Source organism: Herbiconiux ginsengi, from assembly GCF_900107435.1.
Lineage (GTDB): Bacteria > Actinomycetota > Actinomycetes > Actinomycetales > Microbacteriaceae > Herbiconiux > Herbiconiux ginsengi.
In genome coordinates this window covers 23,992-49,371 of the sequence record NZ_FNPZ01000009.1, presented here as the reverse complement: position 1 = coordinate 49,371, position 25,380 = coordinate 23,992, and the positions used below count along the sequence as shown (strand labels likewise).

Here is a 25,380-nt window from a genome sequence, read left to right as displayed (position 1 = left end):
CGTCTCGTTCCGAGACGAGCGGTCATCCGCGTTGTGTGTCGCCGCTGCTCGGGAGGGCCTCGAGCCACGCGGAAACCGATCGCGCGATATGCGGTGCGGTCAGGCCGAAATGGTCCAGCAGCTCGCGAGGGCCACCGCTCTCACCGAAGCGATCGCGGATGCCGATCCGCATCATGATGGTGGGGAGGTGCTCGCTGAGCACCTCCGCGACGGCCCCGCCCAAACCGCCGGCGATCTGCGCCTCCTCGACAGTGACCACCCGCCTCGTGAGAGCGGCACTCGCGAGTATGGCGTCCTCGTCGAGCGGCTTGATCGTCGCGAGGTGGAGCACGTCGGCGTTGATCCCCCGCTCGGAAAGAATGCGCGCGGCGGCCAGCGCCTCGTAGGTCATCGTTCCCGTCGCGACGATCGTGACGTCGTTACCCCTTTGCAGGTGCAAGGCTTTCCCGATCTCGAACGGCGTGTCGGGACGTGTAAAGACCGGCGTTTTGTCTCGCGCCAGGCGCAGATAGCTGGGGGCGTCGTTCACGGCGATCTTGCGGGTCGCCTTCTCGGCCTCGATGCTGTCGGCCGGCGCGACGACCACCATGTTCGGTAACACCCTCATCAACGCGATGTCTTCGAGCATCTGATGCGTCGCACCGTCGGGGCCGACGTTGATGCCCGTGTGGGCGCCGACGATCTTGACCGGCTGGTCGTTCAATGCGGCCGTCGTCTTGATCTGCTCCCAGTTGCGACCGGGGCTGAAGGCCGCGTAGCTGGTCGTGAACGGGATGAAGCCAGCGTGGGCCAGCCCCGCGGCGACGGTCACGAGATTCTGCTCGGCCACCCCGACCTGGATGAAACGGTCCGGGAAGGCGTCGCGGAACAGATGCATCTGGGTGCTCTCGGTCAGATCGGCGCACAGCGCGACCACACGATCGGACTCCCGGCCCGCCGCCAGCAAGCCCTTCCCGAATCCGCTCCGGATCGTCTCCTGCCGGATCGTGGCGAAGTCGCTGGTGTCGACATCGGCAAGTCGCATGATCACCGCTCCCCGCGCGAACGGGAGAGTATCCGTCGCGCAGCCTCAGCCTGGTCGGCGTTGGGGGGCATGCCGTGCCACCGGTGGTCGTACTCCATGAAGTCCACGCCCTTTCCCGGGACGGTGTTGGCGAGGATCATGGTGGGCTGACCGCTCACGGCACGGCCGAGAGCGGCCGCCTTGACGACTGCGCCCGGGTCGTTTCCGTCGATCTCCAGCACATGCCAGCCGAAGCTCTGCCACTTCGCGACGAGGTCGCCTAACGGCATGACCTCGTCCGTGGTCCCATCGATTTGGATGTTGTTGCGATCGATGAAGGCGATCAGCTGACCGAGGCGATATTTGGAGGCGAACATGGCCGCCTCCCAGACATTCCCCTCGTTGATTTCGCCGTCACCCATGACGGTGTACACGAACCGATGCGGCTGACGCGTGAGGTAGCGCATCGCGTAGGCGTATCCGGCTGCCTGCGAGAGGCCGGAGCCGAGCGGACCGCTCGTGCTCTCCAGACCGGGCAGCGCCTTACGTTCGGGATGCCCTTGCAGACGCGATCCGAGGCGGCGCAGCGACGATAGCTCGTCCACGGGGAAGTACCCGCTCTCGGCGAGTGCGGCGTAGAGCACCGGAACAGTGTGCCCGTTGCTGAGGAAGAACACGTCTCGTTCATCCCACTCTGGATCGGTCGGGTCGTGTCTGAGGATCGAGAAGTACAGCGCGGTGAGGATATCGGCCATCCCCAACGGGCCGGCGCTGTGGCCGCTTCCGGCAGCTTCCAGCATGTCCACGATCCGCACGCGGATGCGCGTCGCGATTTCTGTCAGCTCGTCATTGTCGCGCCGCCGCGGAAGGGCGCGCGGCTCGGCGATCATCGAGACGGCCATCAGCGACGATGCTCGTACTTCACAGGGGCCGGCAGACCTTCGCGCTCCCGCACCGCCCGTGAACGTGTCTCGACTTCTGTCAGCGCGTCGACGATGATCTGCGGGGTGACCGTGAACGGCATTGTGTGGACGAACTCGTCTTCCAGGGTGGTCCTCCTGGCCACCGCGTTCAGAGTCTCGGTGTCTTGGATGCTCAGACCGAGCTCGGTGAGCGATGTCGGCAGTCCGACGCGGGTCGTGAACGAGATGAAGTCGTTGATTTCCGAGTCGGGGGCGCCGTCGAGGATCAGCTGAACGATTGACCCGATGTTGACCTTCTCGCCGTGTTGAAGACCATGCGTCTGCTCGGCGACGGTGAGGCCATTGTGAACCGAGTGCGCCACCGAGAGTCCCCCGGCCTCGAAGCCCAGGCCCGACAGAAGGATGTTCGCCTCGATGACGTTATCGAGAGCAGGAGTGACTTTGTGTTCTTTCACATCGGCGATCGCCTGGAGTGCGTTTTCCCGCAGGATCGTCCACGACAACTCTGCCGCTGCGAGACCCGTTGCAGGAGCTTGGAAGCCTGAGACGAGCGCGCGACCCGCACCGCCGGAAGCTCTGGCCTCCAGCCACGTCGACAGAGCGTCGCCGATGCCGGCGATCAGGAAGGACACCGGAGCGTTGGCGACGTACTGCGAATCGACCAGGACCAGTGCCGGGTTCCTCCCCAGGATTCGGAAGTGGTCCAGCACGCCTTCGTCCGTGTAGATGACGGCAACCCCCGTACCCGGGGCATCGGTAGAGGCGGTCGTGGGCACGGTGACCCATGGGATACCGGCGTCCGATCCTGCCGCTTTGGCGGTGTCCAAGGTCGAACCGCCGCCGAGGCCGACGACAAGATCAGCTCCCCTCTCCGTGAGCTGTGACGACACTGACGCGATCTCGCGATCGGTCGCTCGACCACCGAAGCTGATGCGCACCTCGTCGAGACCTGCTTTCCGCAGCGACTCGGTTACGGCATCGCCGGAGAATCCCCAGACATTGTTGTCGGCGAGGATGACCGGCGACGCGCACAAAGGTGCGATCAGTTCACCGAGAAGCGATATGGCCCCCGCGCCCTGCACGTACCTCGACGGGCTGACGAAGGACCGAAATGGACGTGGCTCTGACATCATCGTCTCCTTTGACTGGGCACCGAGGCCGGTCGACCCTCGGTCCGGCGGTATGGCGCGCGATTGACAAAAGGCTAACAGGTGGATTGGATAATCCTATCCACTATTTCTTCCGCACGACGACGGCGTTGATGCACGTCGTTTGCGTGCGGCCGCACCGGGAGATGTGCCGACGTGACCATGACATCCCGTACGACGAGCACTGTTCAGGTAAGCGTGCCGACCGGCCCCCTCCAGTCAGCGTTGGAGAATTCCGATCGCGCGACCGTGACCGTCTGGGATGTCGATTCGCCCGCCCCCACCCAGTTCGACCTGGTCGTGCTCCCGTATATGAACCCCGACACGCGGCTGCACTTTCTCGCATCCGCCGCCCCTCGACTCGTTCAGACACAGACGATCGGCGTCGATGACCTTCTCGCTGGCGCAGCCGATGCCTTTCCCGTCGCCAACGCGGCTGGCGTTCATGAAGCTTCAACGGCAGAGCACGCGCTAGCTCTCGTGCTCGCCTCGCTTCGACGGATCCCGGAGTTCCGTGACGACGCCCGCCGAGGTTCCTGGCGACCCGTCTTCACCGACAGCCTGATCGACAAGCGCGTTCTCCTCGTGGGGACGGGGGGCGTGGGGCGCGCCATCGAATCGCGACTCACCCCGTTCGGGGTGCAGATCACCCGAATCGGGCGCACCCACCGCGAGACCGAGTCGGGTGTCGTTCATGCGGTATCGGCCCTGCGGGATCTGGCCACCCACGCCGACGTGCTCATCCTCGCCGTTCCGCTCAGCACCGAGACCAGGGGGCTCGTCGACGAGGGCGTTCTCGGGCAGCTGCCGGACGGCGCCCTGGTTGTCAACGTCGCGCGCGGCGCCGTGATCGATACGAGAGCGCTGCTGGATGAAGTGCGCGCAGGAAGGCTGCGTGCGGCGCTGGATGTCACCGATCCCGAGCCGCTGCCTCGCGGCCACGAGCTCTTCGAACAGGACAACGTGCTGATCACGCCACATGTTGGGGGCGCCTCGTCGGCCATGCTGCCGCGAATGGTCGCGCTCGTGCGCGACCAGATCCAGCGGCTTGATTCGGGGAGAGCCGCGCTCAACGTGGTCTCTGCACCATGACCGCCACGGACCGCCGTTCCCGCTCGGCGCCGGTGATTGTGATCGCCCCTGACAAGTTCCGTGGCAGCATGACGGCGCTCGACGCCGCACAGGCGCTCGGGGACGGCATCCGGGACGTGCTCCCCGAGAGCAGACTGATACTGATGCCCATCGCGGACGGCGGCGAGGGCACCCTCGACGCGTTCACCCACGCCGGCGGAGAGCGGCGTGTCGTGCTGGTGCGCGGACCACTCGGTACGGCCACTCTCGCGGAGTACGGGGTACACGCCGATGCGGCGCTGATCGAGGCATCCGAAGCGATCGGGATCCATCTCGTCGAGGGTGCAGCTCCGGGCGTCGCGGTGCACGCCTCGAGCTACGGATTGGGTGAGGCCATTCGGGCGGCCATCACTGACGGCGCCGGCGAGGTCATCGTCGCTCTGGGGGGCACGGCGACCAGCGACGGCGGCATCGGAATGATCGCCGCGCTCGGATTCGAGCTGATCGCACGCAACGGCACCCTGCTGAGCGGCACCCCCGCCGATCTGATGGACATCGCGGAGGTCCGGCACACCACAGCCACCATCCGACTGCGTCAGATCGGTTTCCAGGTCGCCAGCGACGTGACCAATCCGCTGCTCGGCCCGAGCGGTGCCGCCGCCGTCTTCGCGCCACAGAAGGGCGCGACGGTAGAGGACGTCGCGGTGATCGAAGAGCGGCTGACCCGATGGTCGGTCGCACTCGAGCGCAGTACCTCGGTGAGCACGGCAGGCCTACCAGGTGCGGGTGCGGCAGGCGGGATCGCGGCCCCGCTGGTAGCCCTACTCGGAGCGCGCGTCCGATCGGGTGCCACGATCGTGCTCGATCTGTTGGGCATGGACGAAGCGATGCAGCGGGCTGACCTTGTCGTCACCGGCGAGGGGTCCCTCGACGCGCAGACCATCGACGGCAAGGCTCCGGCCGAGGTAGCTCGCCGCGCCCGCGACCTCGGCATCCCTGTCGTCGCGGTCGCAGGCATCGCGGCGACCGAGCTGCCCGGTATCACAGAGCTCTTCCCCGTCATCTACCAGCTCAGCGCACTGTCCACCCCCGGCGAAGACTCGTTCATCGATGCACGAGCGATCGCCCGCCGCGCCGGATCCCTCCTCGCGTCCCGCTGGTTAGACAGCGAGATCGCACCCCGGCCCGCCTGAGACGAGGCCCGCGCGGCGAGCCGACGCCAGACGTGCATGGCGTGCGGGCCTCCACCGGCTCGCACGCCATGGGCGGGGTGGCTCGCGCGGCTACGCGAACAGGGAGTCTTCCTCAAGGAACTGGAGCGTGAGGTTTGCGAACAGCTCGGGATACTGGAACAGGAACGCGTGGCCGGACCGACTGAACAGTGTCGTGATGGAGTTGGGGAGCTTGCGCACCATCTCGAACGACTGCACGGAGTCCTCCATGATGTCGTCCGAACCGTTGGCCACGAACGTGGGTTGAGTGAGGGTCTCTAGTCGGTTCCACGCGGAGTTCTCGCCCGCGTTCCACGCATCGATCGCGATGGCCTGATTGCGCCAAGACGACTCCTTGGTGGTCTTCACCTCGCCGGACTGATGGTGGTAGAAGCGCCCGGTCGCCTCACGTCCGACGCGGCGGCCTTCGTCATCGTCGGGGTAGAACAGGAAGAGCGTCTCTTCCAGCGTCGGCGCGACCTTCGGCCGGATCTCGAGCGATCGCGGGTTCTCCGGGGGACGAATGCTCGGCTCCCCGGGTCCGGAGCCGGCAACAACCAACCGGCGGACCAGGGTGGGGTAATTCAGCGCCACCATCTGGGCGACGAACCCACCCATCGACCAGCCCAGCACATCCACCTCCTCCAGGCCCGTGGACCCGAGAAAGTCGGCGACTCCGTCGGCCATCGCCGCGACATTGTCGGGCGCTTCGCCCGTGGAGTAGCCGATCCCCACGTTGTCGAAAGCGATCACGTGCCGGTCCGCCGACAACAGGTCCAACAGCTTGGGGTCCCAGTCATCGAGTGTTCCTCGATAGCGATGAAGCAGCAGGAGCGGAACCCCCCTGCGGGGCCCGAACTGCCGGTACCCGTATCGAGCCTGCGCACCATCGATGTACTCAGCCTCGATCGTTTCTGAGATGTAGGTTGCCACGTTCAAACTCCTCCTTGAGCGGATCCAATCGGGTGGATTGGAAAGTCCAACCCGCATTGTTGACGACGATAGGCCGGTGCGGCGTCCTTCGTCAAGCACGGCCGATCCGCCCCAACCAGAAGCCCTCGACCCGGTCCGAGAAATTGACTCTTGGCGTCGGGCCGATTTCGATCTATGGTAAGTCCGAAAGTCAAACCCACTCTCGAGCATCCATCGACCGTGGCAGCAGAACGTCAACGTCGACGAGAGAACAGGCATGACTAACGACACGCTCACGCCCGCCCTGCACCTCACCGGAATCGAGAAGTCCTACGGCGCCACGCGTGCACTGCGCGACGGGAATCTCACCGTGCATCCTGGCGAGATCCACGCGATCGTCGGCGAAAACGGTGCCGGCAAATCAACCCTGATGAACATCGTCTCGGGGGCGACGGCCCCGGACGCCGGCACGATCCTGGTCAATGGCGAGCAGGTCACCTTCTCCGGCCCCCGCGACGCAGCACGATCAGGCATCGCGATCGTGCACCAAGAACTCGCGCTCTGTCCTGACGTATCGGTGGCCGAGAACGTCTTCCTGGACGCGATACCCACGCGAGCAGGATTCGTGCGGTTCGGCGACATCAATCGCCGGACACGCGAGCTTCTCGCACCGTTCCGCGCGCAGATCAGTCCACGCGCACGAACCGGAGATCTCCCCCTCGCCGACCAGCAAGTCGTCGAGATCGCGCACGCGCTCGCCCACGACTGCCGCGTCGTCATCTTCGACGAGCCGACTTCGAGTCTTACCGAGCCCGAGACTCTCGTGCTGCACGCCCTCATCCGCGATCTCAGCCGTCGCGGCATCGCCTCCATCTACATCAGTCACCGCCTGAGTGAGGTGTTCGAACTCGCCGACCGAGTGACGGTCATGCGAGACGGCGCTTGGGTCACCACCATTGCGGTCACGCAGACAACGCCCGATGCCCTGGTCGAACGCATGGTCGGGCGATCGGTCGAGCACCTCTATCCGCCGAAAGCGACCGAGCCAGGCGTTCCGATCCTCGCCGTGGAGGACCTCACCGGCGCACGGTTCGACAGCGTTTCCTTCGTCGCCCACGCCGGCGAGATCCTCGGCGTCAGTGGACTGATCGGCTCCGGCCGCACCGAGCTGATGCGTGGAGTCGCCGGGATCGACCGGCGCAGCGGGAGGGTTTCGCTGGGCGGGAAACCACTCAACGGATCCTTCCGATCGGCGATCCGCGCGGGCCTGTCCTACATGTCGGAAGATCGCAAGGACGATGGCCTCTTCCTCAATCTGTCGGTCCAGAACAACGTCATCGTCACGATCCTGCACCAGGTCTCACGCCTCGGAATGATCACGGGCAGCATCGCGCGCAAGCGTGCGACGGTGGCTGCGCACGAGCTCGGGACGAAGATGGCCGACCTCGAACAGCCGATCTCCGCACTCAGCGGCGGCAACCAGCAGAAGGCCATGATCGCGAAGTGGCTCGTCGCCGGGCCCAAAGTGCTCATTCTCGACGAGCCCACCCGGGGCATCGACGTGGGCGCGAAATTCGAGATCCACAAGCACCTGCGCCACCTCGCCGACAACGGGATGGCTCTCATCCTCATCTCAAGCGAACTCGACGAGGTGGTCGGTCTGAGCGATCGCGTCCTTGTCATGCGCGAGGGCCGGCTAGCCGGCACGCTCACCGGAGCCATCGATGAGGCAGACGTGATCACGCTGGCCGCCGGCGCCTCCGGCACACCCCGCACCACCGATTCCAAGGAGTGAAACATGGCGATCTCGACCGTTCCAGATCAGGCGACACCCGAGGACGTCGTGCCCCTCAGCGGCGGAACCCGCAAGATCTTCCGACGACTGGCCGGTCGCAACGAGATCCCGGTGCTCCTGATCATCGTCGTCATCATCGTTGCGATGTCCATCACCTCGCCCGCGTTCCTGACCGCAACGAATCTGACCACTCTGCTGATCGGCCTCTCCGCACAGGGGATCGTGGTCGTGGGCATGACGATCGTGCTCGCGTCCGGCGGAATCGACCTCTCGGTCGGCGCCGTGCTCGGTCTCAGTGCCGTGGTCACGGCGATGGTGTTCAGCACCGGAGCGAGCATCTGGGTCGCCGTGATCGGCGGGCTGGCCACCGGCGCCTTCGTCGGCCTCGTCAACGGGCTGCTCATCAGCCAGGTGAAGATCGATCCGCTGATCGCCACGCTGGGCACGCTCACGGTCGGTAGCGGAGCGATCTACGTCCTCACCAACGGCGCACAAATCTCCATCATTTCCGCCCCTGCGGAGTTCCTGAACCTCGGAGTCGGGCGAATCTTCGGCGTGATTCCGATCATCGTGGTGCTGTTCGTGATCGTCGCGGTGATCGCGGACATCCTGATGCGCCGGGCCGCCGCGCTGCGCCGGGTGATCTATGTCGGCAGCAATCAGAAGGCCGCACGCCTGTCGGGCATCTCTGTCACGCGAGTGCAGATCGCCGTCTACATCACCGCATCCCTGCTCGCCGCATTCGCGGGCATTCTGTCGCTCGCCCGATTCGGCGTGGCTACACCCCAGATGGGCGTCGGCATCGAACTGCAGGTGATCGCCGCCGCGGTGATCGGTGGGGCTGCGATCGGCGGCGGGTCGGGATCGATCTTCGGCTCTGTACTGGGAGTAGTCCTCCTGAGCCTTATCAACAACTCTCTCGTGCTCCTCGGTGTTTCCGTGAACTGGCAGAACGTCGTCTTCGGCGGCATCCTTCTGCTCGCGGTGTCGATCGACCAGCTCTCCCGACGTCGCCGGACCACTCGGCCGGCGTCCCACAGACCGGAACCAGTCGGGGCTGCCAAGACCTCACGGTGATCCACCGGCCAACCCTCGAAGGAGTACGCAGTGCGCAACAAGAAGAAGATCTTGCGATCGGCGATCACAGCCACCGCAGCAATCGCCATCGTCGGGTTGCTCTCGGCCTGCACGGCCGACGGCACCTCGACATCCCCCTCCGGCGACTCCGAGAACCCCTGGGTGGGTGACAAGTCGGAGGTGTACCAACTGGTTGACTTCGCTCCCAGCTATGCGTTCTTCGTCGACGTCTACGCCGGCTTCCAGGCGGCCGCCGATCAACTCGGCGTTTCCGTCGAGCACGGCGGAGGACAGCAGCTCGACGTCGGCGTGCAGGTCACCGCATTCGAACAGATGGCAGCGAAGAAACCCGCCGGAATCGCAGTGTCGCCGTTCGATGCTCAAGCCTTCACCGGCCCGATCGACGCCGTCATAGATGGCGGAGTTCCCGTTGTCACGTTCGATTCTGACGCGCCGGAAAGCAAGCGCTCGAGCTACATCGGGACCGACTCGTACGCGGGAGGTGTGGCCGCTGCAGATGCTCTGGCGCAGTTTTACCCCGATGGCGCCAACATCGGAATAGTGACGCTCCTGGGATCGACGAACTTCGAGACTCGATTCCGGGGCATGCAGGACAAGATCGACAGCGACTACCCGAACCTGAATGTCATCGCGACGGCGAACGGCGGCCCGGACGCCAACTCCTCTGCCGCAGCGACGCAGAGCATGCTGCAAGCCAACCCCGAGATCGATGTCATCGTGGCCGGCACGACGTCGTCCCTGGTCGGGGCCCTGCAAGCGGTGAAAGAGGCGAACCTGTCGATCAAGGTCAACACCTTTGACGCAGTGGAACCGACGATTGACTCGATCCGTTCGGGCGTGACCGACTTCGCCATCTCACAGGCACCGTGGAGCATGGGCTACTGGTCGCTGATCAACCTCTATGCCCTCAAGCACGACCTGGTCAACCCGTTCCCCAACGGCAGCGACTTCGGCATCTCCCCTCTTCCCGAGTTCACCAACACCGGCATCCAGACCATCACCAAGGACAATCTGGACGCTTTCGAATAGCCCGCAGGTGCCCCGGGCATTCGCAGGTGACCGGGGCACCGCTACATGGCACGACCAAGGAAAGGCATCACCGTATGAATCAGCACTCACCCACTCAACGAGTCGCACTGGTCACCGGGGCGGGTCAGGGAATCGGTCGCGGCATTGCGCTGCGGCTCGCTGTCGACGGCTTCGACGTCGCCGTCAATGACATCCACCGCTCGAACGACAAGGCCGAAGCCGTCGCAGATGAAATTCGCGGGCTCGGTCGTCGCGCTATCGCCGTCACCGCCGACGTCAGCAACCCCGATGACGTGGCCACCATGGTCGCGACAACCGTGTCGGCCCTGGGACGGCTCGACGTCGCCGTTGCGAACGCCGGGATTGCGCAGGCCCAGGCACTCCTGGAGACCACCGCGGATGAATGGGACCTGATGTTCGCGATCAACGTCCGAGGTGTTTTTCTCACCTGGCAAGCCGCGGCCCGTCAGTTCATCTCTCAACGAGGAGGCGGCAAGCTGATCGCTGCCGGCTCGAACGCTTCACATCGCGCTGCGAGTTTCCTTCCCGCCTACTCGGCCAGCAAATTCGCGGTGCGCGGCCTGACGCAGGTCGCCGCAATGCAGTGGGCCGAATACGGCATCACCGCGAACGCCTATGCACCAGGCGTCGTGAACACCCCCCTCTGGGCTGGAGATCCGGAAGGGTTCGCCCGCGAGGCGGCCAAGATTCCTCTCGGCCGCGCGCAAGAGCCAGAAGACGTTGCCGCGCTGGTGTCGTACTTCGCCTCTCCGGACTCGAACTACATGACCGGACAGACGGTCATCATGGACGGCGGTCTCAACTACAACTGATCGTTGCTGCCCCGCCTCGCGCGCGGAGACGCTAGCCTGGTGCCATGAGAAGCCCCCGCGTTTCAAACCCACGTATCTGCTCAATCAATGATGCGATGGCGATCGTGGGCCGGAAATGGGTCGTGGTCATCCTCCGCGAGCTTCTCCTGAACGAGACCACTCGGTTCGACGACATCGTCTATGAAACGGGCATTCCTCGCGACATCTTGAGCAGCCGCCTCCGCGACCTCGAAGTGAGCGGTTTGCTCATGCGTGAGCGCTATTCTGACCGCCCAGCCCGCTACGAGTACCGCCTCACCGCGACCGGCAAAGATCTCTACGGCGTCGTGCAGTCAATCCGGACATGGGGCGACATCCACCTCCGCAACGACCCAGAGTATGCATCCGATTTTGTGCACGACTGCGGTCGGATCTTTCACGCAAAGGTCGTCTGCTCGGAATGTGGCGAGGAGCTTCACGCAGGTGACTCACACACGACCACCGACTACCACCGGTCTGACACGCTCGTCGGGTAGCTTGCCGTCTACTGCCACCGGTCTGACACCCTCGTCGGGCAGCTTGCCGTCCGCTGCAATGGGGCGCCGATGACCCGATGACTCATTTGGGCGTCACCCAGACGCGGGTACTCAAGGCGGCGGCGAGGCGACGGCCACCGCTACCCGCGAATGTCAGCAACGGCGGACGCGACTCCCCTGCTCTCGCGATTGTTAACACAACCGTGAGCGGTGGCCGGGCCTGTGTCAGCCGTCAACCGGGCGCAGGATGGACATTCCTGATCTCCAGGCTGGCGCCAGTGGCCAGAGCGACCGCTTCAGCAAGCAAGGGGGATGGCTATGAGCGGCCCTGAACCGAGGGGCGCTCATCGGCGAGCCCCCAGAAGCTCCCGCGGAGCCCGACGCTATAGAAGTAGTCCGCGGCCGCGGCTGGTTCCCGGCGGATGTAGGGGGTGTCCAGGCGACCGTCGTACCAGTGCGTGGCGAGCCGCCATAGGGTCTCCAGACTCATCACGTAACCGAGGTTGTTGCCGGTTCGATTCAACCAGCCGTTGACGCAGGACTCGTTGCAGAAAATCAGCTGGTTCTCGCAGGCATGGGCGGCGTTGGGCCAGATTCGGTCGACTGGAGTAAGGAAGTGCGCCACCTGATCACCCGCTGGTGGGCCCTGGTTTGTAACAGTCCAGGCGTGCGCAGTGGCGCACGCGGGGCAAGTCGTAGCAACGAGTACGGACGGTGAAGTAGGAACAAGGTTCGGGATGGCAAAGGCGTCCCACGCACACCCACCCCACCAGAGAGTGTCGGGTCCCATCACCGAGAACCCGAAGGAACGGGTCGCGAAGGGATGCGCCATCTCAATGTCGCCGTCTGAGAGAACAACGTTGCGGGTCTCAGCCAGCTCTACCAGCACCTGCTGGTACTCATCCCCGGTGATCCCCACGTTACGCGCGAGTTGCTCCGGATCGGGCAGAGCTCCGTGGCGAGCAAGATGAGTGTAGATCGCGAATCGTGTGCGTTCACTCAAGTCAGTCAACATCGCCGGCATATCCTCCCTCCCTGTCTAACAGAGCGGGCCGGGGTTTGGCACTCGCCAGACAACAACTCTTCATTGCCGCAGTCACCCAATAGTGACTCTGCTCATATGTGATGCGAGTCAGATTCCATTCTGACACCCATTGGATAACCCTATTTCGCCGTCTGGGGTGTGTCTCCCAAGAGGCCTGAGCACCGTTGTGACGGTCTTGGTGGGAGTCCTCATCGGCGCGCGAGCGGACAACGTGCTCGCCATACCCGAACGCATCAACACTCGTCGCACGTGTGGTGCCGGCGACGTCGAACTCGAAGGGCTCGCGCGCTGGGCGATCGCGTCCGGCGTCGTGCGATCGGGGCCAGAACCGGGATCACCGGATCCCGTTGCTCTGCATCGGCCCCTCGAGCGGAACCCGCAACTGCGGGATGCAGTGCTGCGGCTCTACTCCACCCGCCGGCCGTAGCCCCAAAACACACGACTGCCGGGTGACTGGCGGAGAGTGGTGATATTCGAGGCTGCGTTGTTGCACCTTGCGCAAGAGCGCCAACTCTATTTGCAGGCGGAGGCGATGAACCCGAGCAAACCCTTGTCTGCGGCGCTCGTCTCGAGGTTCCACGGCGACTTGAGTGCTCCACCGACCATGTGGCAGCGGATCTGGTTGCCGGTGGTGGCCTTGTTGATCTTTGCCTTGGGAGGATATGCCGCGAAAGCCGTTGGCTCGCAGCGGAGCCGTCGTATCCTCGACAGCCGGACAGGTCAAAGAATGCGTGAGAATCGCTGCGCCGCGCAGCGGCTCCCCTGGCGGGCCGACCTCTGTGCCGGATCGGTGGGTTGTGCTGCCGTTGCATGATCGCTTCTAGTGCTCGGGTCAGCTCTCTCGATCGTGCGGGGCGAGGTGGAGTCGGTAGGCGGTGGCGACGAGCGCGCTGCGCGAGGGAGCACCGGCGTCCGCTGTGAGCTCGTCGAGCGCGCGCCGCTGGTCGCCGTCGAGGCGAAGCTGGATCTGGATGCCGCCGCTGCCTCGGGGGCGGCGGGTGCGGCGTTGCAGCGGGCCCCCGCTGCGCTCGGCCGGGGTGCCGGCGAACGCTGCGCGCAGCTGCTCGGCCGGGATGTGGTCGAGCGCGTCGACGAGGAGTTCGTCGTAGGTCTTGTCTGGCTCCCCCGCGGCCGCGGTGCGGGTCTTGGCGGCGCGCACGAGGGTGAGGATGTCGGGCTCGAGGTAGACGGCCACGTTCTGTACGCCCTCGTGCTGGGCCGCCGCACGGCGGGGTGTCGCGGGGCGTTCGTTGGGCGGCTTCGGTGTTGTCGGCTTCTGCCGAGCAGCGGCCGGCCCGGTGGCGACCATGCCGGTCGGCCGGGTGGTCTTCGGCAGGAGGCCGCCGAGGCTGGCGGCACGGCCGCTGCCGGAGCCTTTGAAGGCGTCTGCGAGGCTGGGGCGGTCGATCTGCGGCTCGCTCATGATGCGACGGTCACCTCCTGCTCGATTTCCGCGACGCGGGTTAGTAGCTCGCGGGCGATGTTCTCGTAGTCGGTGGCGAGTCCTGATGCGTCGCGGGCGTACAGGCCGCCGGTTGGGGTCGTGCCGCTGCGGAGGGCGCTGATGCGTGCGGCGCGGTCGGTGATCGAGGCCTCCTCCAGCTCGTGGACGAGGAGGCCGCGTCGCCGGGCGTCGGCGGCGGCGCTGTCGAGGTGGCGGATGCGGGTGGTGAACACGGGGGCGGCGTCTCCGAGTACCTGGGCGAGGCTGGCGCGCACGTCGCGTTCCAGGCGGGTGGTGCGGGAGGCGATCGCGAACAGGACCACGCCCGCTAGGCGCAGGCTGGGATTGCGTTCTCGGACATCGACGAAGCGTTCCGCGATGCGGGTTACGCCGTCAATGCTGGCCTCGTCAGGGCGGGTGGGGATGATGACGGCGCGGGAGACGGTGAGCGCCGCGGTGACGATGATGCGGTCGCCGGGCGGGGTGTCGATGAGGATCAGGTCGTAGTCGTCAGCGATCGCGCTGAGCTTGGCTTCGAGGACGTCGGCCAAGTCCTCTCCCCCGCGTTGTGCGCGACTGGCCATGACGGCGGCGACGTCGCCGAGGGCGGGGCCTCCGGGCACGACGTCGAGGCGATCGCGCACGTTGCGCAGGATGGGCAGTGGCGCTGCGGTGATGAGCGCGGTGAGGAGGTCGTCACCGCTGTTGGGGGTGTAGCCGAGGTCGCGTGCGACGTTGCCTTGCTGGTCGAAGTCGAGGATGAGGACGCGGTTGCCAGCGGCGGCGGTGAGTCCGCCGATGTTGCTGACGAGGCTGGTCTTGCCGACGCCGCCCTTGCCTTGGGCGACGGTGACGGTTCTGTGGATGCTCATGGGCTCCTCCTGCGGTGTTCCCTGTGAGGACTACCGCTGTAAATACTGTGGGATTAGTCGCGTGATGTCAGGTGTTGCGTGGGGCGTGTCGCTGAACGTGTCATGCAGCGTGTCATCTGGTAGTACATCCCGCTCACGTTACCGCGTAATATATGGCTGTATGTATGGCTTTACGTTGCTCGTCGGGGAGCGCGAAGGGTGCCCCCTCGCCCGCATGGGGGAGGGGGCCCTCCGATTCCGCCGATCAGTCGTCGCGGGTTCGGGTGAGAGTGTCGACGAATGTCACGTACTCGGACCCGTCGACCGCCGGCGGTGTGGGCGAGGGCGTAGCCTGCGCGGGCGCAGTCCGCGATTTCCTGCGCCCGGTATCCGATCTGGCGGCCTCTTGGCCACGGTGTCGGCGTCGCTCTTGGTGACACCGTTCTCGATGACGTGGATGCTCTGGCTCACGGGTCTTGTCCGTTCGTTCTCAGGCCTCGACGGGTGCAGGAGTGTCGGTGGTGATCGCGTCCGCGAGGGCGTGCGCGGTGCGGAGGACGTTGGCCGCGGTGGCCTTGATGGTGTCGGTGTCGCAGTTGCTCCATCCGGCGACGTAGCCGACGCTGTAGGCGGTAGTGTCCAGGCCGAGAATCCCGGCGACGATGTAGGCGACGCTCTCGGCTTCGGTTTCCTTGACGCCGCGGTGCTCGACGTACTGGGCGTGATCTTCCTCGGCGTGCAGGATGACGTGCGCGGCCTCGTGCAGCGCGGTCTTGGCGGCCTGGGCGGCGGAGAGGTCAGCGTCGATGACGACGCGGTGGCTATCGTCGGTGGTGGTGTAGCCGTTCGCGGCGCCGGGGATGCTCTCGCGTTCGACGGTCCATCCCTTGCCGGTGAGGTAGTCGACGACGGCGTCGTAGATGCCTGCGGGGTCCTCTCCGGTGAGCTGGTGCGCGATGTCGCTGGGGTCGCCTGCCTCGGGGTCGATGAGGTCGGTCTGGCTCATGTCGAACACGGACACGGGGAAGAACCGCACGCGGCGCTGTTCTTCTTCTTCGCCGGTCTGCTCGTTCTCGACCATCTCGCGGATGTCGCGGCCGCCGAAGACGCGGATTCCGCGTTCACCCTTGCGCACCTGGCGGTTGAGGCTCTGCCATGTCCGGTATCCGGCGACGTGGGTGGCCTCGGGGCTCTGCGCGAAGATCAGCAGCAGGTTTCCCAGGCTGTAGCGGTGGAATGCCTGAGCGAACGCGAGGAACCGCGTCCACGTCTCGGAGTCGCGGAGCGCTTCGATCTGCTCAGCGATCGTCGCCTGTAGGGCTTCGGCCTCGGCGCGTCGTTCCTCGGTGCTCTTGCGGGTGGTGACTTTGCGGGTCATGGCTCTCTCCTTCCAACAACCCCTCACGTTTTCTTGCCGTGAAGGCGACTTGTCGCCGCTAGGGAGTGCCGGGTGGAGTGCAACCCGTGAGGGCGGTGGAGGAGAGAAGTTCGGCGCGATGGGAGGGAGCGCAGCGACCGCGTGCCGAAGTTGTTGGGGGAGCCGGCGGCGGAGCCGCTTGCGCGGAGGTCGGCCGACCGTATGCTGCCGAAGGCTTCACGGCAAGAAAGTGGGCCCGTCAGGGCCGTGCTGCCCGGCCTGCGGCCGGTCCGTTTGACGCGTCGAGCTGGTGTGCTGGCGATCTGCCTGCATTGTGATATCAGTGTGCATTCATGCGGTGGGGAGCGCGAGGGGGACGGGCCCCTCGTCGGCGATCGCGGAGCGGGGCCGTCGATGACGGCTATGGGCTGGATTCGGTGACGGTGTAGCCGGGGATCTGCCGTCTTGCATCGCGTGAACCTCGTCGATCATGTCGTTCATCACGTCGTGCTGGTCGGACGGCGGCAGACCGTCGTCCCAGTGCGCTCCGAACTGTGCGTCGGCCCAGAGCGACGCGAGGCGCACGTCGGTGTCGGCGGTGAAGGTGCGCCCTTCGGGGGTGGTCATGGTCAGCATGGGTGTCTCCGGGGGAGCCGGGGAGGGGGCCGGGTCGGCCCCCTCCGGTTGGTTACTCCTCGTCGCCGCCGTCGTAGTCCTCGGCGTAGTCGCTCGTGGCGGCGTCGGTGACGGTGGTGACGATCTGCTCGACCTCGCTGAGGCCGTAGCCCCATGCGGCGAGCTGCGTGAAGTAGGCCCGGTCGGTGGGGGAGGGGTGCCGCCAGGTCTGCTTGCTGGTGACGTTCTCCACGGCGCCCAGCACCACGGCGAGGGCGACGTGCTGGGCCTTGGCGGGGGTCTGCTCGACGACCGCGGCGAGCTTGTCGGCCTCCCAGTAGCCGCCGCGCTCGATGCTCAGCAGTTCGTGGGCGAGGGTGTTGCCGTCCCGGGTGGCCAGGCTCACGGCCTGACGGTGCAGGGTGAGGCCGGTGGCGATCACTGCGGCGGCGTCTTTGGGGAGCGTTTTGCGGGACAGGAGCGTGGTGATCCATTCGCGTCGGACGACCTCGGCCGATGCCCACGCCTTGTTGTTGGCGATGAGGGTTCGGCGTTCGGCCTTCTGCTCGTCGGTCATCGGTCCGCTGGTGCTGCCGGAGCCGGTGGCCTTGCGGAATCCGGCGGCTTTGGGGTCGCGGAGGTAGTAGGTCACGTCGGCGTTGCCGGTGATGTAGACCCGCACGAACGCGGCGCGGCCTTCGGCGTTCTCGATGTGCTCGACGGTGGCCTGCTCGCCTTCGGCGGTGACGAGTTCGCTGAGCCGGGTGTAGTCGGTTTCGTAGTAGCCACGGTCGCGGTCGAGGATTTCGAAGCCGCGGGCGGTCAGGTCTGCCTCGGTGTCGGCCTTGACCTTCGCGCGTGCCCGGTCGTCTCTGGCGCGCTGTGCCGCGTGGGCGAACTGTGCCGGGTCGTGGGTGGCCACGTCGATCAGCTGGGCGCGGGCCTCGGCGTCGTCGTCGAATTCGATCAGCACGGCGGCCTGGTCGAGGGTCAGCAAGTGCTCGTGGATCGCGGATGCGGCGGTGGCGTTCTCGGCCACGACGAGGGCGGTCTTGACCTCTTTGAGCTTGGTGCCGGTGCGCTTGGCGATCGCGGTCACGCTCATGCCCTCGAACGCGAGTTGCTGGAACGCGGCCGCGCGGGCGCCGTCGGTGAGGGCTTCGCGCTGGTCGTTCTCGACCATCTGCTGAATGATGCGCTCCGCCGTGGCCTCGTCGGCGTCGACGATGTACACGGGAATCGTCGTGACGGCTGCCTCTCGGGCTGCGAGGGTGCGGCGCTGTCCGGCTCGCACGAGGACGTTGCCCTGCTCGTCGCGGCGTGCCAGGACGGGGGTGAGTACCCCGTTTTCTCGGACGCTCTGCACGAACGCGGCCGTCAGCGGTGCGCTGGGCCTGACGTTGGCCTCGATGACGAGGGACTGCGGGTCGATGTGCTCGACGGTTCCGGTCTGGGTAGTGGTGTCAGCCATGATCTGTTCTCTCTCCCGATCAACTGTTTTGTTCGCCTGTCTGGCAAGAGGATCGTTTGAGAGCGGAGCGGCGAGAGTGGCGGGTCGTGGAATACCGGACTGAGCGCAGCGAGGGAGGATATGCCGCGAAAGCCCGGCACGGCAGCCGTGGAGCGAACTACGATTCGGCGGCCAGGCAGACGGACAACAGACAAGCTGCGGCCGCGTAGCGGCTCCGCCTATCGGTGCAGCTCGTGCGCCGATCGCGCTCGAGCGTGGTTCTACGCCGCGGCGAGAGCTGTGGCGGGGGAGAGGATGCCGGCGTCGACGAGTCGGAGCGCTTCTTTGTGGTCGGCACGACCGTCTGGGCCTCGCGGGTAGCGCGAGTAGTCGGGGCGATCGTTCTGGGCGAACAGAGCGACGCCGGAAGGGGCTCGCCGGCCTCGGCGCTTCTTGTTCGGCTTGCGCATCCAGGTCAGCTCGGCGTTCCACCATTCCCACCGGCCGCGCTCGACGCCGTAGCGGGCTCGGCGGGCCTCCAGGTAGCCGGCGACATCGAGGGCGTCGGCGGCGGTATCGAGCGCCGTGGTGTCGCCGCGGCTCCAGCCAGCACCGCCGCGGCGTGCCAGACGGTGGAACCGGAGGCGGTGCAGCGCGGTGCGGATGCGTTCGGCGTCCAAGCCGGTCCGGTGCACCAGGTCGTCGATGGTGGTCGCGGCCGCTTCCGGGAGATGCTTGAACACCAGGCCTGCGGTGCGGCCCAGGCTGCGGGGGGCGGCGAATGTATCGTGCGTGAGCGGGTGGAGCTCAGCGTTCAGTCGGGTGGTCCAGTAGCCGGCGTTGAGGGGGGGCCGGGTGGGGGTGGGGCGTGCAGGCACTTGTGTCCGGTTATGGCCCTCCGGGTCTGTGGAGAACCGTTGGGAGAGTCGGTACCGCTGCCCGTGAGGGGCCTCGGGCTCTCCGACGCGGACGATCCATGCGGACTCCGGGTCGTCGTCGACGAGCGGGCGGGTGAGGACCTGGAGGGCGGTGTGGACGGTGGTGCGGCCGTAGCCGGTGTCGGCCGACAGTCGGCGTATGTCGGCTTCGACGATCAGCTGCGCGGACTGGGCGATGTAGAGGCAGAGGGCATCGAGGACGGCGCGGGTGCTGTGCGTCCCTGTGCTGCGGCGTGCGGCTGACGATGCCCGGTCCGCGCCCCAGAGGCCCGGCATGGCGTCTGCGCGCTCCTGAGCGCGTTCTACGGCCGCTAGGGCGGTATTCGCGCGGGCGAGGTAGTTGGTGTCGTCGCCGGTGCCGTTGAGCGGGTGAGCGGCGACGTAGCGGACGGCGTTGTTCCACGCGGCGTTGAGGGCGCGGATGCGGCCCCGCTCGGTACGGGGGATGCGATCGCGGCCGGTGCGGCCGCGGAGGGTGCGGACGTGCTCGAACGCGGGCGCGTCGACGACGGCCAGGACGTCCGCGTAGCGCCAGCGGGAGTGTGCACAGCCGGCGAGGACGGCGGCGAGGGTGTAGGACGTGTCCTCGCCGGGGGAGCCGTTGAGCATCGCGTCGACGCGGGCCGTGAGCGGGCGTCTGGGGCCGGCGATGTACGGGTGGCCGTCGTCGTCGACGGCCATGCCGCGCAGCAGGCCCGTTGTGGGCGACGGCAGCTCGGCGCCGGCGTCGACGAGGAACGCGGTGAGGTCGGTGATCGCGTCGAGGGGGACGGTGCAGCTGGTGAGGGCTGTGAGCGGCCCTTGGGCCACGGATACACCGCCGAGGCGGTGGGGGGCTCCGGGCGGCCGCACACAGCCGGTGGCGGGGTTGGTCAGGGGAGTGGGGTCGAGGGAGGGGAGCAGCTGCGTGGTGAGGAGTGCGAGATCTCGCACGAGGTCGGCGTCGACGGATTCGGCCATGCCGATCCAGACGTGGCGGCCGCCGGTGGGGCCGGAGGCGCAGACCAGGTGGGGGACGTTCAGCTCGTCGAGCCAGTGGGAGAGCCGTCCGGCGTCGTAGGGGGCGTTGCCGCGGGAGCTGTCGAAGTCGAAGCAGAGATAGGCGTAGCGGCGGTCTTCGCCGGCGAGGTACATCGCCCACGGGGTGCGGGGGGGCAGCTCGTTTACCGAGCATTGGTGGTCGTACTCGTTCAGTACCTCACCGGATGCCAGCTGCGCGGCCGCGCGGACGTGCTCCCGGGGGCTGAGGGCGCGTGTGAGCACCCACGCGGATTTCGGGTCAGGCTCCGACACGCTCAAAGCACGGTCGACGAGGGTTGCCCGTTTCCAGGCTCGTTGAGCTACTATGGCGTCACCAACACCTTTCGAGGATGTGGGTACAACGAAGGGCCGGTTATCAACCGGTTTCGGAGTGGTGATTAGCTCGAAGTCGTAAGTTTGGCGACCTGGGACTTAGAGCTACGAAACTTGAGGGGCCCGCCGTGATGGCGGGCTCTTTCGTTTAAGCGGCTGGGATGGGCAGCTCCTCCCGCTGAGGACGCGGTGACGCGATGATCGGCAGCCGCCCGTTGTCCTCGACAAGTTGGTCGATGAGGGCTTCCAGGTAGTAGGCGATCGACACGCCACTGCGTTCCGCGGCCTCCTGGACTTCGGCGCGCGCCTCCGGGGAAACGCGGCCTTGCAGAAGGACGGTCGGGGCCCCGTCTGCGCGGCGGGCCCGTCTCTTCATTGCACTCATGGGGTTTAGCTTCCCGGACAGTATGCATTCATGGCTGATGCCTGGCGGCGTGTCGACTATTCGACGTCTGGGGGACCGGGCTGGTTGCTCGTCTCAGCGAGACGCTCTCGGAGCTGCCATCTGTGGACGATCCAGCGGCCGCCGACGAAGGAGCCGGGGATGTGGCCCTGTTCGAGCCAGATGTAGATGGTGCCCTTGTACTTCACGCGGAACAGTTGCATGAGGTCGCGGTAGCTCAGTTCGTCAGGGTAGGCCGCGAGCACGTCGACGGGCTCGCTCGGGCGGGGCCGGTTGCTGGTGGCGGCGAGCCAAGCGCGTATCTCGCCCTTGAAGATGATCCAGGAATCAGCGATGCGGTGGCCGGGGATCGTTCCGTCACGAAGGCGCGCTCGGACCGCCGGCGCACCTGTGCGAATAATCTTGGCCACATCCGCGGTGGTCAGCGTGTCCGGGAACTGTGACCAGTAGTCCTCTTCGCTCACCGGTTCGGGGATTTCATGTGTGCTCCGTTCGGGTTCGGAGTGTTGTGCACCTGAGGAATCGCCGCGCGAGCCGTCAGAGACGGCTCCACGGGCGTTCTCAGTATCCCGCGGGTCCCCGGTCATCACAGGTTCACCCTCCCGCCAGTTCGTCGACGGAGACGGTGAGGCGGACATCGCCCAGCACGGCGACGTCCTGGTCGTGCAGCTGGAACGGCTGCCAGGGAGTCAGCTCGACGGGCGCAGCGCCCGGGCGTTCGATCGTGGTGCCGTTCGAGGTGGCGCGATCGGTGGCCCAGAGTGCCCCGTCGTGCCATTCGATGCGCAGATGGGTACGGGAGAGCTTGCGGGACTCGTCGTCAACGGTCACGGTGAGGTCGACATCCTCGCCGGGGTCACCGGCGGGTCTGCGGCCGATCAGCGCGGAGCTGACGACGTGGGCGACGTCACCTGTGCTGAATTTGAGCGTGGCGGTCGGCCGCGGACGCTGCGCCGATCGTTGAGCGAGGCGCATGTCGTCCAGCTCGGCGTCGAGTGCTGCCACGGGCTCGGGTGCCGGCGGGGGTGCGATCGGTGCAGCAACGCGCGCGGGCGGCCGATAGAGCATCGGCGCCGATGCTGTGCCCGGCGGCGGGTACTCCGAGCTAGCCGCGAGGCGCTGCGGCGCCTCCGCGGCGGGAACGGTGGCCGTTTGCCGGCGGGGTCGAGCTGCTTTCTGCGGGGCTTCCGCGAGGTCAGTGACCGTGCCGGTGGGGTGAACGGCGACAAGCCACTGCCCGTCTGGGTCGGTGATCCGTGTGCGCACGGGTCGGTGCAGCTCGGCGGCCACCGCGGCCGCGTATGCCGTCACTGCGCGGCGGGTGACGTCGCTCGGTGCAGGATCGAAGTGCTCGTGCCGTCCTGCGACGTTCACGTGTGCGCTGCCGTCGCCGGCGACGTCAACGTAGACGACGGGGTAGGCGGGGATGGGGGCGGTGCTCATTCAGGGCCTCCGGCACGAATCCGGCTGGCACAGCTCCATACCGAACGCCTGGTAGAACTCTTCCGGGTTGACGAAGCCGTAGGAGCTGGACGGGCCGCCCAGGTCCTCGCCGGCTTTCAGGCTGGCGATCGCGGGGTCGGTGGTGCCGTCTTTGTTGATGCGGAGGTCCAGGTGGCATCCGCCCGATGGGCCTTCGTTGCCGGTGAGCGCGATCGGCTGCCCGGCGGTCACGGTGTCGCCTACGGCGACGGAGATATCGGAGAGCTTCATGTGCAGGTATGAGGCGCTCCACCCGTCCGGTGATTTGATCGTGAGTTGGATGCCGCCGACGTAGGTCACGGTGCCGTCGCTGATGGAGTAGATCTGGTCGAGGCAGTTGTTCGGCCAGTGCTGGAGGTCGACGGCGGGGTGCCATGCTGAGGCGCCGGGAATGTCGATGACACGGGGACCGTAGTCGTCGGTCATGTTGAAGCCGGTGCCAAGCGGGTACACGATCTTTCCGTTGCCGGTGCAACCGCCGCCACTCGCGCCGTCGCCGGCGATTGCGGTGACGACCTGGTTGGCGGTGTCGAAGAACTTCTCGTAGTGGTACGGGTCGGCGTTGCGCTGCACCTTGTGAGCGGCGATCGTCGGTTCGAGGCTCTGCCAGTCGGGCACGGCGGCGAGGCGGGTGAAGAACTGCGTGGCCGCGTAGGTGGGGTCCATCACCTGGTCGCGGGTGCCCCAGCTGCCCAAGCACCACTGCTGCTGGAACAGGCCGAGCGAGCACGTGGGCGTGCCGTCCGGGTTGGTGACGCCATTGATGTCGTCGCCGTAGCCGATGTTGCGGAGCGAGCTTTCGCCCATCGCCGTCATGACGCCGATGACTTGCGCCTGGCGATCAAGGCCCAGCGGGACCGCGGCGTTCATGATCAGCGCGGCGTTAGTCAGCTGTTCGCCGGAGTAGCCGGCGACGGGCTCGGCGGGTACCCTCTCGGGGTCGACGGTGCCCGCGCCGCCGGCGCAGGCGGCCGCGGACCCGCCGCCCGTCATGAACAGGAGCACGAGGACGAAGATGCTGGCCACGACGACGAGCGGCGTGGCCAGCATGAGCGCGCCTGCTGCGGACTTTCCTTCTGGCATGCGGCTATCCCTCTGCCGGGCGGATCCGATCGGCCAGCCACGGCGTGTCAGGGCTCGGGCGACTCAGGCTCACGTTGTAGGGGCCCGCGTCGGTGGGGACCTGCACGGTGAGCGCGACTTCTGTCGACGCCGGAAGGATGGTCCCCGCGCCGGTCACCTGGCGCACGGGGACGAGCGCCGGGTCGGTGTCCTCATAGGCGGCGGCGCCGGCCTGGGTGAGATACGGGTAGAGGCCGTTGATCCACTCCTCGTAGCTCAGGTCAGGGCGCGCGAACGCCGTGACGGCCTTCTCTGCGGTGTCGATCGCGGCGGTCTGGCTATCTGTGCCCGCTTCGGGGACGGGATCAGCGGTGGCGCCCATGTCGACGGGCGGTGTGGGGTTGGCGGGGCTCGTCGACGTGACGGTGGGCGAGCTGCTGGGCGGGGGGGACGGGCCGGGATCGTTGCTGTTGACGCACCCGGCCAGGGCGAGGGCCGCCACGAGGGGGATCGCGGCCGCGGCTGCGCGGTTCATAGTCCGTCCGCCACGGTGGCCGTTACCTGGAGCCATGCCTCCCGCGTCTCGGCGGTCAGCGCGTCGAAGTTGAGCGTGCCGCCGTCGACCAGCGCGGGGTCGTGCGGCACGTCCAGCACGGCACGGGTGAGGCTGTTGAAGTGGCTGTGCAGTCGAGTGTGTAGCTGCGGGTCGGGGACCTTCGTGGGTGACGCGAGGACGGTGACCGCCTCGCGGATCTTCGCCTCGTGGCCCTTCTCGTAGAGTCCGTCGACGAGCCATGCCGCTGACGCTGCGGTGTCCTCGCGGAGGGTCGAGACGATTACGAGCTGGTCGGCGGCGGCCACTGCGGCCTCCCAGTTCGAGGCGCGCATGTTGTTGCCGGTGTCGACGACGATCACGCGGTAGAAGCGGCTCAGCGCGGCGTGCAGCTCGTTGAACGCGCGTGCGTCGATGGTGCTCGAGGCGGCCGCGTCCTCGTCGGAGGCCAGGACGTCGAACTGGGTCGACCCCTGCGACCTGGTGTAGTTGTCCAGGTCGCCAACCTTCGCGTTGCGGACGTCGTTGAAGCGATCGAGGTCGCGGAGTAGATCGACGGCGGTGTTCTGATGCCGTGCGGGCTGGGCTCGCCAGCCGAGCGTGCCGCGGGTCTCGTTGTTGTCCCAGGCGAGCGTGGAGCCGCCCCGATGGGTGCCGAACGTCGCGGCCAGGAGAAGCGTGGCGGTCGTCTTGTGCGCGCCGCCCTTCGGGTTGATCACGACGACGGTCCGCGGCCCACGGAGGGAGCGCTGTACGCGCTCGATCGCGGAGCGGTGGGACAGCTCGAACTCGCTCGGTCGTGGCGACACGAGCCCGCCGGTGAGGCGGCGGACGGTTCCTTGCCAACCCATCGTTGCCGGCCCAAGCGGTGCGGGCGGGCGCGACTGCAGGAGGTCGTCGAGCGTGGGCCGCCTGGCCTCCGCGCGCGTCATCGGCTGCGGAGCGGCGGGGGTCGGTTTGGCCGATGCAGGCGCAGCGCCCGTGGGCTCCTCGACGGCCGTGGGCGGCACCGCGGCGGTTTCGTCGAGGAGGGAGAGGGGTTCCATCCGGCCGTCCGGGTGCACGGCAAATTGCTGTTCGCCCAGCGCATCCCGCGTGGTCAGGCGCACCGGTCTGTGCAGCTCCATCGCGGTCGCGGTGACAAGCGCGTGGATCTCCTTGCGCACGCCCTGTTCGTCCGGCCCAGCCACAGGTGTCGTCCGCCCGTCGATGCTGACGGTCCCGCCGGTCTGTGTCTCCACGACAGCGACGATCCGGGGGTAGGTGGCCACAGTGTCAGACATGTCTCG

24 protein-coding genes are annotated in these 25,380 nt (G+C 66.8%); 7 read left to right on the top strand and 17 right to left on the bottom strand.

The genetic code is table 11. The annotated features are described in order from the left end of the window. Window positions 1–22 precede the first annotated feature (22 nt). From BLW00_RS21935 to BLW00_RS21925, 3 genes are read right to left on the bottom strand one after another with little or no spacing between them, the layout of a single operon-like run. Window positions 23–1,024: a transketolase family protein gene (locus tag BLW00_RS21935; protein ID WP_092558345.1), complete on the bottom strand. Its 1,002-nt coding sequence runs from the start codon at window positions 1,022–1,024 to the stop codon at window positions 23–25. 2 nt (window positions 1,025–1,026) lie between these two features. Continuing rightward, window positions 1,027–1,905, bottom strand: coding sequence for a transketolase (locus tag BLW00_RS21930; protein WP_217634475.1), 879 nt, complete (start codon window positions 1,903–1,905; stop codon window positions 1,027–1,029). After that, entirely contained in the window at window positions 1,905–3,056 is a 1,152-nt protein-coding gene (locus BLW00_RS21925; RefSeq protein ID WP_322788354.1) for a glycerol dehydrogenase, read from the bottom strand. The genes BLW00_RS21930 and BLW00_RS21925 overlap by 1 nt, the downstream gene beginning before the upstream one ends. A 267-nt stretch (window positions 3,057–3,323) precedes the next feature. Here BLW00_RS21925 and BLW00_RS21920 point away from each other — a divergent pair, with 267 nt between their 5' ends. Then, complete coding sequence (locus tag BLW00_RS21920) at window positions 3,324–4,166, top strand: NAD(P)-dependent oxidoreductase (RefSeq protein ID WP_245741738.1); 843 nt, start codon at window positions 3,324–3,326, stop codon at window positions 4,164–4,166. After that, complete coding sequence (locus BLW00_RS21915) at window positions 4,163–5,338, top strand: glycerate kinase family protein (RefSeq protein WP_092558303.1); 1,176 nt, start codon at window positions 4,163–4,165, stop codon at window positions 5,336–5,338. The genes BLW00_RS21920 and BLW00_RS21915 overlap by 4 nt, the downstream gene beginning before the upstream one ends. A 90-nt stretch (window positions 5,339–5,428) precedes the next feature. Here the strand turns inward: BLW00_RS21915 and BLW00_RS21910 are convergent, their stop codons facing one another. Then, entirely contained in the window at window positions 5,429–6,289 is an 861-nt protein-coding gene (locus tag BLW00_RS21910; RefSeq protein WP_175494545.1) for an alpha/beta fold hydrolase, read from the bottom strand. A 256-nt stretch (window positions 6,290–6,545) separates the two neighbouring features. On the opposite strand from BLW00_RS21910, the gene BLW00_RS21905 reads away from it, so the two are divergent. The 5 genes from BLW00_RS21905 (at window position 6,546) to BLW00_RS21885 (ending at window position 11,538) form a co-directional block, all read left to right on the top strand. Next, on the top strand, window positions 6,546–8,063 hold the full coding sequence (locus BLW00_RS21905; RefSeq protein WP_092558299.1) for a sugar ABC transporter ATP-binding protein: 1,518 nt from the start codon (window positions 6,546–6,548) through the stop codon (window positions 8,061–8,063). 3 nt (window positions 8,064–8,066) lie between these two features. Further along, the gene (locus BLW00_RS21900; protein WP_092558297.1) at window positions 8,067–9,140 is read left to right on the top strand and encodes an ABC transporter permease; all 1,074 of its coding nucleotides are present in this window, start codon (window positions 8,067–8,069) and stop codon (window positions 9,138–9,140) included. A 30-nt stretch (window positions 9,141–9,170) separates the two neighbouring features. Then, window positions 9,171–10,190, top strand: coding sequence for a substrate-binding domain-containing protein (locus BLW00_RS21895; protein ID WP_092558295.1), 1,020 nt, complete (start codon window positions 9,171–9,173; stop codon window positions 10,188–10,190). A 74-nt stretch (window positions 10,191–10,264) separates the two neighbouring features. Continuing rightward, window positions 10,265–11,023 carry an SDR family oxidoreductase gene (locus tag BLW00_RS21890; RefSeq protein WP_092558293.1) on the top strand — a complete coding sequence of 253 codons (759 nt, stop codon included), beginning with the start codon at window positions 10,265–10,267 and terminating at the stop codon, window positions 11,021–11,023. A gap of 44 nt (window positions 11,024–11,067) precedes the next feature. Beyond that, a complete protein-coding gene (locus tag BLW00_RS21885; protein ID WP_092558291.1) occupies window positions 11,068–11,538 on the top strand; it encodes a winged helix-turn-helix transcriptional regulator in 471 nt (156 codons plus the stop codon). Between the two features lie 316 nt (window positions 11,539–11,854). Here the strand turns inward: BLW00_RS21885 and merB are convergent, their stop codons facing one another. The 13 genes from merB to BLW00_RS21805 all read right to left on the bottom strand — a co-directional run bounded on the left by merB (window position 11,855) and on the right by BLW00_RS21805 (window position 25,374). After that, complete coding sequence (gene merB / locus BLW00_RS21880; protein WP_092558341.1) at window positions 11,855–12,553, bottom strand: organomercurial lyase; 699 nt, start codon at window positions 12,551–12,553, stop codon at window positions 11,855–11,857. A gap of 862 nt (window positions 12,554–13,415) precedes the next feature. Continuing rightward, window positions 13,416–14,006 (bottom strand): hypothetical protein, encoded by a 591-nt coding sequence (locus BLW00_RS21865; RefSeq protein ID WP_092558285.1) that lies wholly within the window; start codon window positions 14,004–14,006, stop codon window positions 13,416–13,418. Further along, window positions 14,003–14,899, bottom strand: coding sequence for a ParA family protein (locus BLW00_RS21860; protein ID WP_092558283.1), 897 nt, complete (start codon window positions 14,897–14,899; stop codon window positions 14,003–14,005). The genes BLW00_RS21865 and BLW00_RS21860 overlap by 4 nt, the downstream gene beginning before the upstream one ends. Window positions 14,900–15,368: 469 nt before the next feature. After that, window positions 15,369–16,256 carry an ArdC-like ssDNA-binding domain-containing protein gene (locus BLW00_RS21855; protein ID WP_092558281.1) on the bottom strand — a complete coding sequence of 296 codons (888 nt, stop codon included), beginning with the start codon at window positions 16,254–16,256 and terminating at the stop codon, window positions 15,369–15,371. A 330-nt stretch (window positions 16,257–16,586) separates the two neighbouring features. Then, complete coding sequence (locus BLW00_RS21850) at window positions 16,587–16,871, bottom strand: hypothetical protein (protein ID WP_092558279.1); 285 nt, start codon at window positions 16,869–16,871, stop codon at window positions 16,587–16,589. 52 nt (window positions 16,872–16,923) lie between these two features. Beyond that, window positions 16,924–18,321: a ParB/RepB/Spo0J family partition protein gene (locus tag BLW00_RS21845; RefSeq protein ID WP_175494543.1), complete on the bottom strand. Its 1,398-nt coding sequence runs from the start codon at window positions 18,319–18,321 to the stop codon at window positions 16,924–16,926. 260 nt (window positions 18,322–18,581) lie between these two features. Further along, complete coding sequence (locus BLW00_RS23670; RefSeq protein ID WP_175494541.1) at window positions 18,582–20,531, bottom strand: hypothetical protein; 1,950 nt, start codon at window positions 20,529–20,531, stop codon at window positions 18,582–18,584. Window positions 20,532–20,739: 208 nt separating this feature from the next. Beyond that, the gene (locus BLW00_RS21830) at window positions 20,740–20,976 is read right to left on the bottom strand and encodes a hypothetical protein (protein WP_092558271.1); all 237 of its coding nucleotides are present in this window, start codon (window positions 20,974–20,976) and stop codon (window positions 20,740–20,742) included. A 56-nt stretch (window positions 20,977–21,032) separates the two neighbouring features. After that, window positions 21,033–21,581, bottom strand: a complete 549-nt coding sequence (locus BLW00_RS21825) for a helix-turn-helix domain-containing protein (RefSeq protein ID WP_139256845.1) — start codon at window positions 21,579–21,581, stop codon at window positions 21,033–21,035. Between the two features lie 7 nt (window positions 21,582–21,588). Further along, complete coding sequence (locus tag BLW00_RS21820) at window positions 21,589–22,437, bottom strand: FHA domain-containing protein (RefSeq protein ID WP_092558267.1); 849 nt, start codon at window positions 22,435–22,437, stop codon at window positions 21,589–21,591. Continuing rightward, complete coding sequence (locus BLW00_RS21815) at window positions 22,438–23,526, bottom strand: M23 family metallopeptidase (protein ID WP_245741737.1); 1,089 nt, start codon at window positions 23,524–23,526, stop codon at window positions 22,438–22,440. Window positions 23,527–23,563: 37 nt separating this feature from the next. Further along, window positions 23,564–24,073, bottom strand: coding sequence for a hypothetical protein (locus BLW00_RS21810; RefSeq protein ID WP_092558263.1), 510 nt, complete (start codon window positions 24,071–24,073; stop codon window positions 23,564–23,566). Further along, window positions 24,070–25,374, bottom strand: a complete 1,305-nt coding sequence (locus tag BLW00_RS21805) for a cobalamin biosynthesis protein CobQ (RefSeq protein WP_092558261.1) — start codon at window positions 25,372–25,374, stop codon at window positions 24,070–24,072. Before BLW00_RS21805 ends, BLW00_RS21810 begins: the two co-directional genes overlap by 4 nt. Between the last annotated feature and the right edge of the window lie 6 nt (window positions 25,375–25,380).